General features: G+C 69.4%; 13 protein-coding genes. 4 read left to right on the top strand and 9 right to left on the bottom strand.

Translation table 11 applies throughout. The features are described 5' to 3' along the window. Positions 1-6: 6 nt before the first annotated feature. A complete protein-coding gene (tal, locus tag ACYVHG_RS13565; RefSeq protein ID WP_461167992.1) occupies positions 7-1,113 on the bottom strand; it encodes a transaldolase in 1,107 nt (368 codons plus the stop codon). A 46-nt stretch (positions 1,114-1,159) separates the two neighbouring features. Beyond that, positions 1,160-3,259 carry a transketolase gene (gene tkt / locus ACYVHG_RS13560; RefSeq protein WP_461167991.1) on the bottom strand — a complete coding sequence of 700 codons (2,100 nt, stop codon included), beginning with the start codon at positions 3,257-3,259 and terminating at the stop codon, positions 1,160-1,162. Between the two features lie 279 nt (positions 3,260-3,538). On the opposite strand from tkt, the gene ACYVHG_RS13555 reads away from it, so the two are divergent. Then, the gene (locus ACYVHG_RS13555; RefSeq protein WP_461167990.1) at positions 3,539-4,519 is read left to right on the top strand and encodes a heme o synthase; all 981 of its coding nucleotides are present in this window, start codon (positions 3,539-3,541) and stop codon (positions 4,517-4,519) included. Between the two features lie 9 nt (positions 4,520-4,528). Here the strand turns inward: ACYVHG_RS13555 and ACYVHG_RS13550 are convergent, their stop codons facing one another. The 7 genes from ACYVHG_RS13550 to mptB are packed head-to-tail and all read right to left on the bottom strand — an operon-like array spanning position 4,529 to position 10,929. Continuing rightward, a complete protein-coding gene (locus tag ACYVHG_RS13550) occupies positions 4,529-5,104 on the bottom strand; it encodes a TetR/AcrR family transcriptional regulator (RefSeq protein WP_461167989.1) in 576 nt (191 codons plus the stop codon). 52 nt (positions 5,105-5,156) lie between these two features. Beyond that, on the bottom strand, positions 5,157-6,122 hold the full coding sequence (locus ACYVHG_RS13545; protein WP_461167988.1) for a quinone oxidoreductase family protein: 966 nt from the start codon (positions 6,120-6,122) through the stop codon (positions 5,157-5,159). A gap of 10 nt (positions 6,123-6,132) precedes the next feature. Further along, the gene (locus tag ACYVHG_RS13540) at positions 6,133-6,426 is read right to left on the bottom strand and encodes a hypothetical protein (protein WP_461167987.1); all 294 of its coding nucleotides are present in this window, start codon (positions 6,424-6,426) and stop codon (positions 6,133-6,135) included. Further along, on the bottom strand, positions 6,423-7,400 hold the full coding sequence (locus ACYVHG_RS13535; RefSeq protein ID WP_461168025.1) for a COX15/CtaA family protein: 978 nt from the start codon (positions 7,398-7,400) through the stop codon (positions 6,423-6,425). The genes ACYVHG_RS13540 and ACYVHG_RS13535 overlap by 4 nt, the downstream gene beginning before the upstream one ends. 42 nt (positions 7,401-7,442) lie before the next feature. Further along, the gene (locus ACYVHG_RS13530; RefSeq protein WP_461167986.1) at positions 7,443-8,225 is read right to left on the bottom strand and encodes an ABC transporter permease; all 783 of its coding nucleotides are present in this window, start codon (positions 8,223-8,225) and stop codon (positions 7,443-7,445) included. Position 8,226: 1 nt separating this feature from the next. Then, a complete protein-coding gene (locus ACYVHG_RS13525) occupies positions 8,227-9,159 on the bottom strand; it encodes an ABC transporter ATP-binding protein (RefSeq protein WP_461167985.1) in 933 nt (310 codons plus the stop codon). 6 nt (positions 9,160-9,165) lie between these two features. Further along, entirely contained in the window at positions 9,166-10,929 is a 1,764-nt protein-coding gene (gene mptB, locus ACYVHG_RS13520; RefSeq protein WP_461168024.1) for a polyprenol phosphomannose-dependent alpha 1,6 mannosyltransferase MptB, read from the bottom strand. 142 nt (positions 10,930-11,071) lie between these two features. On the opposite strand from mptB, the gene ACYVHG_RS13515 reads away from it, so the two are divergent. The 3 genes from ACYVHG_RS13515 to sufD are packed head-to-tail and all read left to right on the top strand — an operon-like array spanning position 11,072 to position 14,372. After that, positions 11,072-11,758: a helix-turn-helix transcriptional regulator gene (locus ACYVHG_RS13515; protein WP_461167984.1), complete on the top strand. Its 687-nt coding sequence runs from the start codon at positions 11,072-11,074 to the stop codon at positions 11,756-11,758. Beyond that, positions 11,755-13,185 (top strand): Fe-S cluster assembly protein SufB, encoded by a 1,431-nt coding sequence (sufB, locus tag ACYVHG_RS13510; protein WP_461167983.1) that lies wholly within the window; start codon positions 11,755-11,757, stop codon positions 13,183-13,185. The genes ACYVHG_RS13515 and sufB overlap by 4 nt, the downstream gene beginning before the upstream one ends. Next, entirely contained in the window at positions 13,185-14,372 is a 1,188-nt protein-coding gene (gene sufD, locus ACYVHG_RS13505; protein WP_461167982.1) for a Fe-S cluster assembly protein SufD, read from the top strand. The genes sufB and sufD overlap by 1 nt, the downstream gene beginning before the upstream one ends. The last annotated feature ends 8 nt before the right edge of the window (positions 14,373-14,380 follow it).

Below are 14,380 nucleotides of genomic sequence, written 5' to 3'. Positions count from 1 at the left end.
GCAGGGTCAGGCCCCGGCCTTGAGCTGCTCGGCAGTGGCTTCGAGGAGCTTGTTCCAGGCGTCCTCGAACTTCTCCACGCCCTCGGTCTCCAGCACCTCGAAGACCGCTGAGAGGTCCACCCCGGCGCCCTGCAGATCGGCGAAGACCTGCGCCGACTCCTCGGCGCGCCCGATGATGGTCCCGTCGGTGACCTCGCCATGGTCGGCGAACGCGGCCATGGTGGCACCCGGCATGGTGTTGACGGTGTTCGGCGCGATCAGCTCGGCGACGTACAGCGTGTCCGGGTAGGCCGGGTTCTTCACGCCGGTGGACGCCCACAGCGGACGCTGTACGTTCGCGCCCTCGATCGCCGCGAACCGGGCACCGCCGAAGGTGTCCTCGTAGGCCGCGTACGCCATGCGGGCGTTCGCGAGCCCGGCCTTGCCGCGCAACGCCAGGGCCGCGTCGGTGCCGATCTCCTCGAGCCGCTTGTCGATCTCGGTGTCCACCCGGGAGACGAAGAACGAGGCCACCGAATAGACGCCGCTCACGTCCCGGCCCTGCTTCACGGCCTCCTCGAGCCCCTCCAGGTAGGCGTCCATCACCTGCCGGTGCCGTTCCACGGAGAAGATGAGTGTCACGTTCACCGAGATGCCCTCGGCGATCACCCGGGTGATCGCGGGCAGGCCGGCCAGCGTGGCGGGGATCTTGATCAGCACGTTCGGCCGGTCGACGATCCCGTGCAGCTCGATCGCCTGAGCGACGGTGGCGTCGGTGTCGTGTGCCAGACGAGGATCGACCTCGATGGAGACGCGGCCGTCGAGCCCACCGGTCGCCTCGAAGACCGGAGCCAGCACGTCGCACGCGGCACGCACGTCGTCGGTGGTCACGGTGCGGATCGTGGTGTCGACGTCGGCGCCGCCGGCGGCGAGCTCACCGACCTGGGCGTCGTACTCGGTGCCCTTCGACAGCGCGGCCTGGAAGATCGCCGGGTTGGTGGTGACACCGGTGACCGAGTCGGTCTCGACGTACTCGAGGAGCTTGCCGGAGTCGATCATGCCGCGGGAGAGGTCGTCGAGCCAGACCGAGACACCGGCCTGGTACAGCGCGGCCAGGTTGGGGTTCTGAGCCATGGGTATCAGCTGTCCTTTCTAGAGGGTGCCGGGCGTGGTGCGCCCGCTACCCGTTCGCCTTCTCGATGGACTTCTCGGCCTTCTGGGCCACTGCCTCACCGGTGAATCCGTACTTCGCGAACAGCACCTTGTCCGAGGCGGACTCACCGAAGTGCTCCAGCGAGACGACCTCGCCGAAACCGCCGACGATCGGCCACCAGGACATGGCGATACCGGCCTCCACCGCCACACGGGCCTTCACCGCCGGCGGCAGCACCGAATCCTGGTAGGCGCTGTCCTGGGCGTGGAACCACTCGACCGAAGGCATGGAGACCACCCGGGCCTTGACGCCCTTGGCGGCGAGCAGTTCCGCTGCCTCGACGGCGAGCTGCACCTCGGAGCCGGAGCCGATGAGGATCACGTCGGGGGAGCCGCCGTCGGCCTCGACCAACACGTAACCGCCCTTAGCGACGCCCTCGGCGGACGTGCCCGCGAGGATCGGGACCCCTTGGCGGGTGAGGATCAGGCCGGTGGGGCCGTTGCCACCGGAACGCTCCAGGGTCGCCTTCCACGCCGCGACGGTCTCGTTGGCGTCGGCCGGGCGGACCACGTTCAGTCCGGGGATGGCGCGCAGCGCCGCGAGGTGTTCGACCGGCTGGTGTGTGGGGCCGTCCTCGCCGAGACCGATCGAATCGTGCGTCCACACGTAGATCGGATCGATGTCCATCAGTGCCGCGAGCCGCACCGCAGGCCGCATGTAGTCCGCGAACTGCAGGAAGGTGCCACCGTAGGGCCGGGTGGGGCCGTGCAGCACGATGCCGTTGAGGATCGAGCCCATCGCGTGCTCACGGATGCCGAAGTGCAGGGTGCGGCCGTAGGGCTGGGCGTTCCAGCTGGGCGTGGAGATCGAGGTGGGACCGAAGGAGTCGGCACCCTTGATGGTGGTGTTGTTCGAACCGGCGAGGTCGGCCGAACCGCCCCACAGCTCGGGCAGGGTCTGGCCGGCCGCGGCGAGGAAGGCGCCCGACGCGGCGCGGGTGGCCAGCGCCTTGTCTCCCACCTGCCAGGACGGGAGCTCTGCGTCCCAGCCCTGCGGCAGGGTGCCGGCCTCGAGCCGATCGAGCAGGGCCTTGCGCTCGGGGTTGGCGTTGGCCCAGGAGTCGAAGCTCGCGTTCCAGGCCTCGTGCTCGGCCTGGCCGCGCTTGACCAGCTGCCGGGCGTGGTCGATGACGTCGGCGGCCACCTCGAAGTCCTTCGCCGGATCGAAACCGAGGATCTCCTTGACCGCGGCCACCTCGTCGTCGCCAAGGGCCGAACCGTGGATGCCGCCGGTGTTCATCTTGTTCGGTGCGGGGAAACCGATGATGGTGCGCACGATGATGATCGAGGGCTTGTCCGTGACCGCCTTCGCCGCGGCCGTGGCCTCCTCGATGGCGGTGACGTTCTCGCCGCCCTCGACGTGCTGGACGTGCCAGCCGTAGGCCTCGTAACGCTTCGCCACGTCCTCGGAGAGAGCGATATCGGTCTCGTTCTCGATCGAGATCTGGTTCGCGTCGTAGAAGACGATCAGGTTCCCGAGTTGCTGCGTGCCCGCCAGCGACGAGGCCTCGGAGGTCACACCCTCCTCGATGTCTCCGTCGGAGGCGACCACGTACACGAAGTGATCGAACGGGCTCTGTCCGGGCGCGGCCTCCGGATCGAACAGGCCGCGCTCGTAACGTGAGGCCATCGACATGCCGACGGCGGAGGCGAGGCCCTGGCCCAGTGGGCCGGTGGTGATCTCGACACCCTTGGTGTGCCGGAACTCCGGGTGGCCCGGGGTGAGCGAGCCCTCGGTGCGCAGCGCCTCGATATCGGTGAGCTCGAGACCGAAGCCACCCAGGTACAACTGCAGGTACAGGGTGAGGCTGGAGTGACCGCAGGACAGCACGAACCGGTCACGGCCGATCCACTCGGTGTCCGACGGATCGTGGCGCATGATGCGCTGGAACAGGGTGTAGGCCAGGGGAGCGAGGCTCATGGCGGTGCCGGGATGGCCGCTGCCGACCTTCTGCACCGCATCGGCGGCGAGCACCCGAGCGGTGTCCACCGCGCGCGTGTCGAGCTCGGTCCAGTCTGCGGGGTGGTGCGGCGTGGTGAGTGCTTGGATCTCGGCGGTGCTGGTCACGGCTTGCGGACTCTCCTGCTCGGGTGGGGATGCTTGCTCAATTGTGAACCCTACTCGGCGGTGGTGCACGGACGGCGTGAACGGCCCGGTAGTTCCCGCGGCACGCGGTCCGATTCGGTCGTGGGGATACGGCCGACTACCATGGTGCGTAGTAGACGGGGTCGGTCGCCGGCCCGCGGCGGGGCATCTGTCCCGCGGCTCGTGTCCGGTCAGCCCCGGACGCGGCACAAGTGCGTCCGGCCACCGGTCCGGACCTGTCAGGAAAGAGTGCGGCAGACGATGGTTTTCAAGAGCGGGCACGGTGAGAACACCCCCACCGCTCGCTCGGTGGCCGCACCCGCTCCCGCATCGCTGGCCGGCCGTGCCTGGCAGACGGTGCTCGCCTACATCGCGCTGACCAAGCCGAAGGTGATCGAGCTGCTGCTGGTCGCCACCATCCCGGTCATGCTGATGGCAGACCGCGGTCACGTGAACCTGCCGCTGATCCTGTCGACGCTGTTCGGCGGGTGGCTCGGTGCCGCGTCGGCGAACACGCTGAACATGGTCGCCGACGCCGACATCGACAAGAAGATGAAGCGCACCGAGCGGCGTCCGCTCGCACGCCGAGCCGTTCCCACCCGGCACGCACTGATCTTCGGCATCGTGCTCGCGGCCGCTTCCTTCGCCTGGCTGTCGCTGATGGCGAACCTGCTGGCAGCGGTACTGGTGCTGGTCACCATCGCGTTCTACCTGTTCGTGTACACGATGCTGCTCAAGCGCCGCACCTCGCAGAACGTGGTGTGGGGCGGCGCCGCCGGTTGCATGCCCACCCTGGTGGGCTGGGCCGCTGCCACCGGCACCATCGCCTGGCCCGCAGTCGTGCTGTTCCTGGTGATCTTCTTCTGGACACCACCGCACACCTGGGCGCTGGCCATGCGGTACCGCGAGGACTACAAGGCGGCGGGCGTGCCGATGCTGCCCGTCGTCGCCCCGGAGACCGTGGTCGCGCGGCAGATGGTCTGGTACACCTGGGCCACCGTCCTGACCACCCTGCTGCTGATCCCCGCCGCCGGGCTGGTCTACGCGGTCGCCGCGGCGCTGTGCGGTGCGTGGTTCCTGTACGCGGTGCACAAGCTGTACTCGCAGACCAAGGCCGGCCAGGAGATCAAGCCGCTGAAGGTCTTCCTGCAGTCGAACAACTACCTGGCGGTGCTGTTCTGCGCGCTCTCGGTGGATTCGATCCTCGACTACAGCACCGTCGGGCAACTGCTCGGGCTGTGATCGCCCCGGTCAGCCGACCCGCAGCGCCGCCGTCACCGTCGCGCGCACCCGCCGGTGCACCTCCTCCGGTGACGAGGCATCCAGCTTCCCGTCCAGGTGCAGGAAGGCCAGCCCGTGCACCAGCGCCCACACCGCGGTCGCGGTGTCCGCAGTTGCTGGGGCGGCTGCTGCGGGTAGGGCGCGCCGCACCAGTCGCTCCAGGTAGGCCGTGATGTCCGCGACCGCCGCCACACGGTCCGGATCGGGGGTGCAGGGCTCGGCGAACATCGCCCGGAACAGGCCCGTGCGGTGCAGCGCGAAGTCCACGTACGCCACGGCGACGTCGGCCAGGTCCTCCGGACCCGACGGTGCCGGGCTCGCCGCGGCCAGCGCGGCCGTCAACTCCCGGTAGCCCACGGCGGCGACCGCTGCGATCAGGGCGCTGCGATCGGGGAAGTGCCGGTAGGGCGCAGCGGTCGAGACACCGGCCCGGCGAGCGACCGCTCGCAGTGACAGGTCGTTCGCGCCCGACTGCTCGTCGAGGATCTCGACGGCCGCGCACACCAGGGCACCGGGGAGGTCCCCGTGGTGGTAACTGGTGGGCATGGCGGCCAATCTACCGCAGAGTTGACGCCGCTTACATCTGAGTGCGGGTGGCTCAGGGGACGAGGACCACCGAACCTGTGGTGCTGCGCGACTGGAGATCGGTGTGCGCACGGGAGGCCTCGGCGAGCGGGTAGGTCGCGCCGACGGTGAACCGCAGCGACCCGTCACGGAGCCCGCCGAGCACGGCCGAACTGCGCCGGGAGAAGTCGTCCGCCGTCGCGATGTGGTGCGCCAGGGTGGGACGTTGCACGAACAGCGAGCCCAGGGGATTGAGCCGCTGCAGATCGAACGGCGGCACCGGGCCGGAGGCGGCACCGAAGAGCACCACCACACCCCGCTGGCGGGTGGCCAGCAACGACTGCTCGAAGGTGTCCTTCCCGACGCCGTCGTAGACCGCGGCGACGCCCTCTCCGCCGGTGAGCTCGCGAACCCGCGTGGGAACGTCCTCGTCGTAGCGCAGGACCTCCCATGCGCCCGCCTCCCGGGACAGGCGCTCCTTGGCGTCGGTGGAAACGGTGGTGATCACCCGGGCGCCGAGCGCGGTGGCCGACTGGGTGGTCAGCAGGCCCGTTCCGCCGGCTCCGGCATGCACCAGGACGGTGTCACCGGGCTGCACCGGATACGAGTCGTGGGTCAGGTAGTGGGCGGTCATCCCCTGCAACAGGACCGACGCCGCGACCTCCGGCGGGACTCCGTCCGGCACGACGACGGTGCGGTCCGCCGCCACGGTGACCAGCTCGGCGTACGAACCGGGACCCTCGCACCAGGCGACCACATCGCCGACCGAACGGCCGGAGACACCAGCACCGACCGCGACGACGGTGCCCGAACCCTCGCTGCCGGGGATGTACGGCAGTGCCGTGGGGTACATGCCCTCGCGGAAGTAGGTGTCGATGAAGTTCACACCGATCGCGGACGTCCGGACCAGGACCTCACCGGGACCGGGCGCGGGATCGGGAGCCTCGCCGTGGACCAGGACGGCGGGACCGCCGTGTTCGGTGACTGTGATCGCGCGCATGCCGTGTGCTCTAGCGGCCGGAAGCGCGGTAGCCGGCCATCCGCTCGTGGTGGCCCGGCTCGGTGGTGGCCTTGGAGACCAACGCGCGGTCCCACTCGGAGGTGTCCAGACCGGCCTTCTCGGCGGCGTCCTCGGCCTGCGCGGGGTTCGCGACGATCTGATCGCCCATCACTCCGTCGCCACCGACGAGGGTGATGCGCACACCCTCCTCGCCCATGTTCTGCAGGACGGCGGTCGCGCCGTCGTGCTTGGCGGCGAAGCTCTTCAGGCGGGAGACGACGCTATCGGGGGCCTGATCAGTCATGCCGCCACCTTATCTGTCGGCCGGTCCGCGCCGCGCACCACCCGCGCCGCCATCAGCCGGTACAGCAGAGCGGTCTCGGCGATCACCGACATCGCGCCCGCGACGTGCAGCACCACCAGCAGGGCCGGAACCCCGGTGAAGTACTGCACGATCCCGATCAGCGACTGCGCTGCGACCACCGCGAAGACGATCCTCAGCCGACGCCGTACCGCCGGCGTGGACGGCCCGCGCGCGATCAGCACCGCCGCTCCGATCAGCAGCCCGAGGTAGGTCGCGACCAGTACGCCGTGCAGCGAGGTCAGCAGCGGAATGGACACGTCGAGCCGGTCGATCGCCTTCGGGTTGGTGCGGTCCCCCGCGTGCGGTCCGGCGGCGGTCACCACCACACCTGCGGCCAGAGCCAGGGCCATCACCGCCGCTGAGATGCTGACCAGCCGGCGGGCACCGGCGGGGGCCGTCTCGATCTCGGTACCTTCGTCGGGTTCCCCGACCTTCGCGTACAGCGTGGCGGCGATCCACACCATTGCGCAGGAGACCAGCATGTGCGCGCCCACGACCCACCACCGCAGGCCGGTGAGCACCGTGATGCCGCCGAGGATGCCCTGTGCGAAGGTGGACGCGGGCATGATCCACGCGTACACCAGGATCTCGCGCCGCCGCCGGGCCCGGGTCACCGCCAGCACGATCGCGATCGACGTGGTGACCACGATCCACACGGCGATCTGCCGGTTCCCGAACTCGATGGCCTGATGCCACCACGGCACCTCGTCCTGCGGGATGGGCAGCAGTGAATCGTCGAAGCACTTGGGCCAGGTGGGGCACCCGAGGCCGGATCCGGTGACCCGGACCACCGAGCCGGTGACGGCGATCAGTGCCTGGGAGAGCAGGACCGCGAGCGCGAACCGTCGTTGCGCCTTGAGGCCGGGCATCGGCAGGCGGTCGACGAGGCGCAGGAAGAGCTGATACACGAGGATGATGGTACGTGGCCCGCCGAAGGCTACTACGGGCTGTAGCAGTCAGCCGGTGAATCGGAACAGCCGGACCGCCGCCGCGGACCCGAGTACGCCCCAGGCCGCCAGCACGGCCAGACCGAACCAGTCGACGGTGCCGGACTCACCCGCGCGGATCAGCGCCTCGGTCAGCGCGCCCGACGGGACCGACCGCGCCAGCCACACCATGGCCTCGGGCACGTGCCGGGCCGCCACCACCAGGGAGCCGATCGCGCCGAGCACGAACCACAGCAGATTCGCCACCGCCAGCACCACCTCCGCTTTGAGGGTGCCGCCCAGCAACAGTCCCAGCGAGGCGAACGCGAACACCCCCAGGAGCAGCGCGGGCAGCCACAGCAGCAGGCCCACTGGATCCGGGCGCCAGCCCAGCACCAGGCCGATTCCGCCGATCACCACCGATTGCAGGGCCACCACGATCAGGACGGCCAGGTTCTTGCCCGCGATCACGCCCCAGCGCGGCAGTGGAGTCGCGCCGAGGCGTTTGAGCGCCCCGTACCTCCGGTCGAAGCCGACGGCGATGGCCTGCCCGGTGAACGCGGTGGACATCACCGCCACCGCCATGATCGCCGGGACCAGGGTTCCGATCCGGGTGGACTCCCCACCGATCGGGAGCACCGTCAGCCCGATCAGTAGGGCGATCGGGATGAACATGGTCAAGAGCAGTTGCTCGCCGTTGCGCAGCAGCAGGGTCAGTTCCAGGCGCGTCTGCGCGGCGAGCATCCGGGCCGGGGCGGCGGCGCCGGGCGCCGGCGCGAAGGTCCCCGCGCGGAACCGGGTGTCGATGCTCATCTCATCCCCTCAGATCGCGGCCGGTCAGGTCCAGGAAGACGTCCTGCAGGCTGCGGGTACCCACCCGCAGATCCGAGATCAGCGCGCCCTGCGCGGCGAGGTGGGCCGCAGTCTCGGCGATCACCGCAGGCGTCACCTCGGCGCCGCGGATCAGGTACGTCGACCGTCCGGGGTCGAGGGTCTCCACGGTCACGGTGAAACCGCTGCCGAGCCGGGTGGTCAGCGCGCCGGCGTCCAGTCCCGACGGTGCGGTCACCCTCAGTTCGTGCTCCGCGCCCGCCCGGGTGAGCTCATCGGGGGTGCCGTCGGCCACCGTCCGGCCCCGATCGATGATGACGACCCGGTCGGCGAGGGCCTCGGCCTCGTCCAGCAGGTGCGTGGTGAGCAGGACGGTGACGCCGTCCCGGCGCAGTGCCGAGACCAGGTCCCACACCAGTAGCCGTGATTGCGCGTCCAGGCCGGCGGTGGGTTCGTCCAGAAAGACGAACTCGGGCCGACCGACCAGCGCGCAGGCCAGTGCCAACCGTTGTTGCTGGCCGCCGGAGAGGCGCCGGTAGCTGACGGAGACCACGTCGTTCAGTCCCAGCGTGTTCAGCAGCCAATCCGGGTCCAGCGGATTCGCCGCATACGCGGCCACCAGGCGCAGCATCTCGCCGGCTTTCGCTCCGGGGTAGGCGCCGCCGCCCTGCAGCATCACGCCGATCCGTGGCTTGAGCCGGGCGGCGTCGGTGACCGGGTTCATTCCGAGCACTTCGACGGTGCCGGAATCGGGGGAGTCGAAGCCCTCGCACAGTTCCACGGTGGTGGTCTTGCCGGCGCCGTTCGGTCCGAGCAGCGCGAGAACGCTGCCCCGCTCGACGGTGAGGTCGAGTCCGTCGACGGCGACGAGGTCGCCGAACCGTTTGGTCACCGAGGTCGCGGACAGTGCGGGCACGGGAGGTCAGCGTACTCGGGCGGCCTGGCGGCGCCGCTCGCGGTCGCGGGGCAGCTCGAAGGTGAGGTACAGCGCCATCGCGACGATCACCACCGCCGAGATTCCGGCCTTGGCGATCACGTACGGCTCGATCTCGCCGCCGTTGGGCATCAGCATCACCGAGATCACACTGGAGACGATCACTGCGGCGAGACGGAATCCGGGAGCGGTGGCCCATGCGGCCAGCGGCACCACGGCCCACAGCAGGTACCAGGGCTGCACCACCGGGAACAGCAGGACCAGCGCGGCCATCGAGATGCCCAGCGCCCCGACCGCGTGGATCCGGCCGGACAGGGTCGCGATCAGCATCCGCAGCACGATCAGCGCGGCCAGTGCGGCCGCGATCGGGCGGGTGATGGCCAGGACCGCCGTGGTGTGATCGCCGAGGCCGAGGAGCACGCCGACCTGCCCGGCGGCCAGTCCGAGCACCGTCGGGATGGACAGCCAGGAGCGCACCTTGTTGGCGGTACCGAGGGTGCCGGCGTCGAGCCAGCCGTAGCCGAGGCCCGTGACCTGGCAGACCACGATCACCACGATCACCAGAACGGTCGCCAGGAGTGCGGCGGATGCGGCGAGCGCGAGGACGGTGCGGCCGGCAGTGGGCCGGATCGCCGAGAGCGCGGTACGCCATTCGCGGATCCGGCCGCCGATGTCCGGGAAGCTGCCACCGAGGCGCCGCGCCAGCGCCATGCCGATGAAGCCGAGGGCCAGGACCGAGGTGATCTTGATCAGGCCGGACAGGGCGATCACCGCGGCGCCGGCGAGTAGGAGGCCGGCGGTCGCGGTGGGTTTGATCCCGTCGAGGAAGCGGTTCCCGGAGCCGATCGCGCGCAACGACCACTCCATGCCGACCAGCATCAGGCCCAGCATCAGCGCCTCGTTGTGGATACCGGCGATCAGATGGAAGATCAGCAGCGGATTCGCCGCGCCCAGCCACAGTGCGGCGACCTCGTTCACCCCGCACCGTCGCGCGAGCCGCGGCAGGGCCCAGACGATCATCGCTACTCCGGCCAGTGCCAATGCGCGGTGCAGCACCACGCCCGCGACCACGTTCTCGCCGGTCAGCCACGTGATTCCGCGACCGAGGTAGAGGAACAGCGGTCCGTACGGCGCCGGGGTGTCGCGCCAGATGTTGGGAACCGAGCGGGTGAAGACGTGGTCGATGCCCAGGGCCTCGGCGGGCCCGATCCGGTACGGGTCCAGCCCGCGTGCGGTGATCTCGGACTGCGCCAGGTACGAGTAGACGTCCTTGCTGAACATCGGGGGAGCGAACAGGAAGGGGAGGACCCACAGCGCGAGGATCCGGTCGAAGCCGCGGCGGGTGAGCCGGCGCGGCGGCGCGGGTTCGGTGTGCACGTGCGGATTGAGATAGCCGATGGTGTACCGGCGCAGCAGCACCCAGGCGATCATCAGCATCGCGGTGCCCACGATCGCCACGGTCAGGGCGGTGGATTGCATGCGGAACATCAGGCCCAGCAGGCGCCGTCCGGCGATCGGGTTCTGCACCACGGGGAACGATCCGATGCCGAGGGCGCCGAAGGCGATCAGGGCGGCACCGACCCCGCCGAAGGCGGCGATCCTGCGGACGGTGCGCTTCTCGTCGTCCGTGAGGTCGGGGAACTGCTGTTCGTCGTCGTGCAGGCGACTGACCGCGCCGCGGGAGGGTTGCGCACCCGTGGGTTCGGGACCGTCGGGCTTGGTCAATCCGAGGAAGTCCGCGAACGTGCGCACGGGGGTGGGGAGACGGTCGGTTACGCGCACGTCCGCAAGCGTAGACGGTGCGCCGACGATGCCGGCCGGGTCCGGGCTGGTAGCGGCGTAGCTTAGCCTGACCTTGCTGGAATCGCTGATCGATTTACGAAACAATCGTGTTGTGAAAAACGACCAGCACGATCACCAGCGTGACGGGGACACCCGCGACGCGGTGGTCGCGCTGCTCATGAAACGAGGTCAGGCCACCGCCGCCGCGATCGGCGAGGCCCTCGGAATCACCACTACCGCCGTCCGTCGCCACTTGGACAACCTCGCTGAGGCCGGGGAGGTCACCTCGGTGTCCGCACCGTCCGCAGCCGTCCGCGGCCGCGGACGGCCGGCGAAGGAGTTCCTGCTCACCCCGTCCGGCCGCCGGCGCCTGGCTCAGGGCTACGACGTCCTCGCTGTGGACGCGCTGCGGGCCCTGCGTGAGGTCGGAGGCGACGAGGCGGTCCGCGCCTTCGCCCGCCGTCGGGCGGAACAGGCCATCGGTGTGCGCACCGAACCCACCGAGGACCCGGCCGACGGGGCCCGTAGGATCGCGGCGGCCCTTTCGGACGCCGGATTCTCAGCCGATGCCCGTGAGGTGGGTAACGGCGTTCAGATCTGCCAGCACCACTGCCCGGTGCCGGAGGTCGCAGCCGAGTTCCCCGAACTGTGCGAGGCCGAGATCTCGGCGATCGAACAGGTCTTGGGGACTCACGTACAGCGTCTGGCCACCATCGCCAATGGTGACCGCGCATGCACCACCCATGTGCCCCTGGAGCGCGTGGTACCGCGAGCAACACCCGTGAAGGAGCTTCGATGACTACCGTCGAGAACGGCCCGCTGACCCAGGAGGAGACGATCGCCTCCCTGGGCAATTACGGCTACGGATGGCACGATTCCGATGCCGCCGGCGCCTCGGCGCAGCGCGGTCTGTCCGAGGCGGTGGTCGCGGACATCTCGAGCAAGAAGAACGAGTCGGAGTGGATGCTGCAGCAGCGGCTCAAGGCGCTCGCGATCTTCGACAAGAAGCCGATGCCCACCTGGGGCAGTGATCTCGACGGCATCGACTTCGACAACATCAAGTACTTCGTGCGTTCGTCGGAGCGGCAGGCCGAGAGCTGGGAGGACCTGCCCGAGGACATCAAGAACACCTACGACAAGCTCGGCATCCCCGAGGCGGAGAAGCAGCGTCTGGTGGCCGGTGTCGCCGCGCAGTACGAGTCCGAGGTGGTGTACCACTCCATCCGGGCCGACCTGGAGGAGAAGGGTGTCATCTTCATGGACACCGACACCGGCCTGCGGGAGCATCCGGAGCTCTTCGAGGAGTACTTCGGCTCGGTCATCCCCGCTGGTGACAACAAGTTCTCCGCGCTGAACACCGCGGTCTGGTCCGGCGGCTCGTTCATCTACGTGCCCCCGGGCGTGCACGTGGACATCCCGCTGCAGGCCTACTTCCGGATCAACACCGAGAACATGGGCCAGTTCGAGCGCACCCTGATCATCGTCGACGAGGACGCCTACGTGCACTACGTCGAGGGCTGCACCGCGCCGATCTACAAGTCGGACTCCCTGCACTCCGCGGTGGTCGAGATCATCGTGAAGAAGGGCGGCCGCTGCCGCTACACCACCATCCAGAACTGGTCGAGCAACGTCTACAACCTGGTCACCAAGCGGGCCAAGGCCGAGGCCGGCGCCACCATGGAGTGGATCGACGGCAACATCGGCTCCAAGGTCACCATGAAGTACCCGGCCGTGTGGATGATGGGCGAGCACGCCAAGGGCGAGGTGCTCTCGGTCGCCTTCGCCGGCGAGGGCCAGCACCAGGACACCGGCTCGAAGATGGTGCACTTCGCGCCGAACACCTCCAGCAACATCGTCAGCAAGTCGGTCGCCCGCGGCGGCGGCCGCGCCAGTTACCGCGGTCTGATCCAGATCAACAAGGGCGCCCACGGCAGCAAGTCCACGGTCAAGTGCGATGCCCTGCTGGTGGACACCATCTCCCGTTCGGACACGTACCCGTACGTGGACATCCGCGAGGACGACGTGACCATGGGCCATGAGGCCACCGTCTCCAAGGTCTCCGACGACCAGCTGTTCTACCTGATGAGCCGCGGCCTCACCGAGGACGAGGCGATGGCCATGGTGGTGCGCGGTTTCGTCGAGCCGATCGCCAAGGAACTGCCGATGGAGTACGCGCTCGAGCTCAACCGCCTGATCGAGCTGCAGATGGAAGGGTCGGTGGGCTAGTGACTGACGCAGTAGCGAACCCCGTCAGCGAGGCCGTCGAGGCCCACCCGGTGGCCAACAAGGGCGAGCTGTTCACGTCCTTCGACGCCGCCGCCTTCGAGGTGCCCAGTCACCGCGACGAGGCCTGGCGGTTCACCCCGCTGCGCCGGCTCCGTGGCCTGCACGACGGCACCGCCCGGGCCGACGGCACCGTCGCCATCACCGCTGAGAGCACCCCCGACGGCGTGGTTCTCGAGACCATCGCCAAGGGGGATGCTCGGTTGGGTGAGGCGGGCGCCCCCTTCGATCGGGTCGCCGCGCAGGCGTTCACCTCGATGACCGAGGCCGCTGTGCTCACCGTGGCCAAGGAGACCGAGGTCGCGGAACCGGTCTTCCTGACGATCACCGGACCCGGGGAGGGCAGCACCGCCTTCGCCCACGTGCAGATCCGCCTGGAGCGGCACGCGCGCGCCGTGGTCGTACTCGATCACACCGGATCGGGAACCGTGGCCGAGAACGTCGAGATCATCCTCGGCGACGGCGCCTCGCTGCAGATCATCGACGCGCAGGACTTCGCCGACGACGCCGTGTGGGTCACCCAGCACCACGTACGAGTCGGCCGTGACGCGCAGGTACGGCACTTCGCGGTGCAGCTCGGCGGCGATCTGGTCCGGATGACCCCGCGCGTTCAGTTCGACGGTCCCGGCGGCAACGCCGAGATGTTCGGTCTCTACTTCGCCGACGCCGGCCAGCACCTGGAGCAGCGCCTGCTGGTCGACCACGCGGTGCCCAACTGCAAGTCCAACGTCGTCTACAAGGGCGCACTGCAGGGCGATCCCGCCTCGAAGCTGCCGGATGCGCACACCGTCTGGGTGGGCGACGTCCTCATCCGCGCGGAGGCCGAGGGCACCGACACCTTCGAGCTCAACCGCAACCTGGTGCTCACCGACGGTGCCCGCGCCGATTCGGTGCCGAACCTGGAGATCGAGACCGGCGAGATCGCCGGTGCCGGTCACGCCAGCGCCACCGGCCGGTTCGACGACGAGCAGCTGTTCTACCTGCGCTCGCGCGGCATCCCCGAGGACGAGGCCCGCCGCCTGGTGGTGCGCGGGTTCTTCCAGGAGCTGATCGACCGGATCTCGGTCCCCGAACTGCGGGAGCGGCTCTCCGCGGCCATCGAAAACGAACTCGCCACAGCCGGCGTCTAGCATCTCGA

The organism is Tsukamurella serpentis (assembly GCF_054780975.1).
This window is presented reverse-complemented; position numbering and strand designations above follow the sequence as displayed.

Excerpts from the sequence above, each read along its gene's own strand:
- ACYVHG_RS13550 (WP_461167989.1), bottom strand. The coding sequence starts at position 5,104 with ATGCCCACCAGTTACCACCACGGGGACCTCCCCGGTGCCCTGGTGTGC.
- tal (WP_461167992.1), bottom strand. The coding sequence starts at position 1,113 with ATGGCTCAGAACCCCAACCTGGCCGCGCTGTACCAGGCCGGTGTCTCG.
- ACYVHG_RS13555 (WP_461167990.1), top strand. The coding sequence starts at position 3,539 with ATGGTTTTCAAGAGCGGGCACGGTGAGAACACCCCCACCGCTCGCTCG.
- ACYVHG_RS13545 (WP_461167988.1), bottom strand. The coding sequence starts at position 6,122 with ATGCGCGCGATCACAGTCACCGAACACGGCGGTCCCGCCGTCCTGGTC.
- sufB (WP_461167983.1), top strand. The coding sequence starts at position 11,755 with ATGACTACCGTCGAGAACGGCCCGCTGACCCAGGAGGAGACGATCGCC.
- ACYVHG_RS13530 (WP_461167986.1), bottom strand. The coding sequence starts at position 8,225 with ATGAGCATCGACACCCGGTTCCGCGCGGGGACCTTCGCGCCGGCGCCC.
- ACYVHG_RS13540 (WP_461167987.1), bottom strand. The coding sequence starts at position 6,426 with ATGACTGATCAGGCCCCCGATAGCGTCGTCTCCCGCCTGAAGAGCTTC.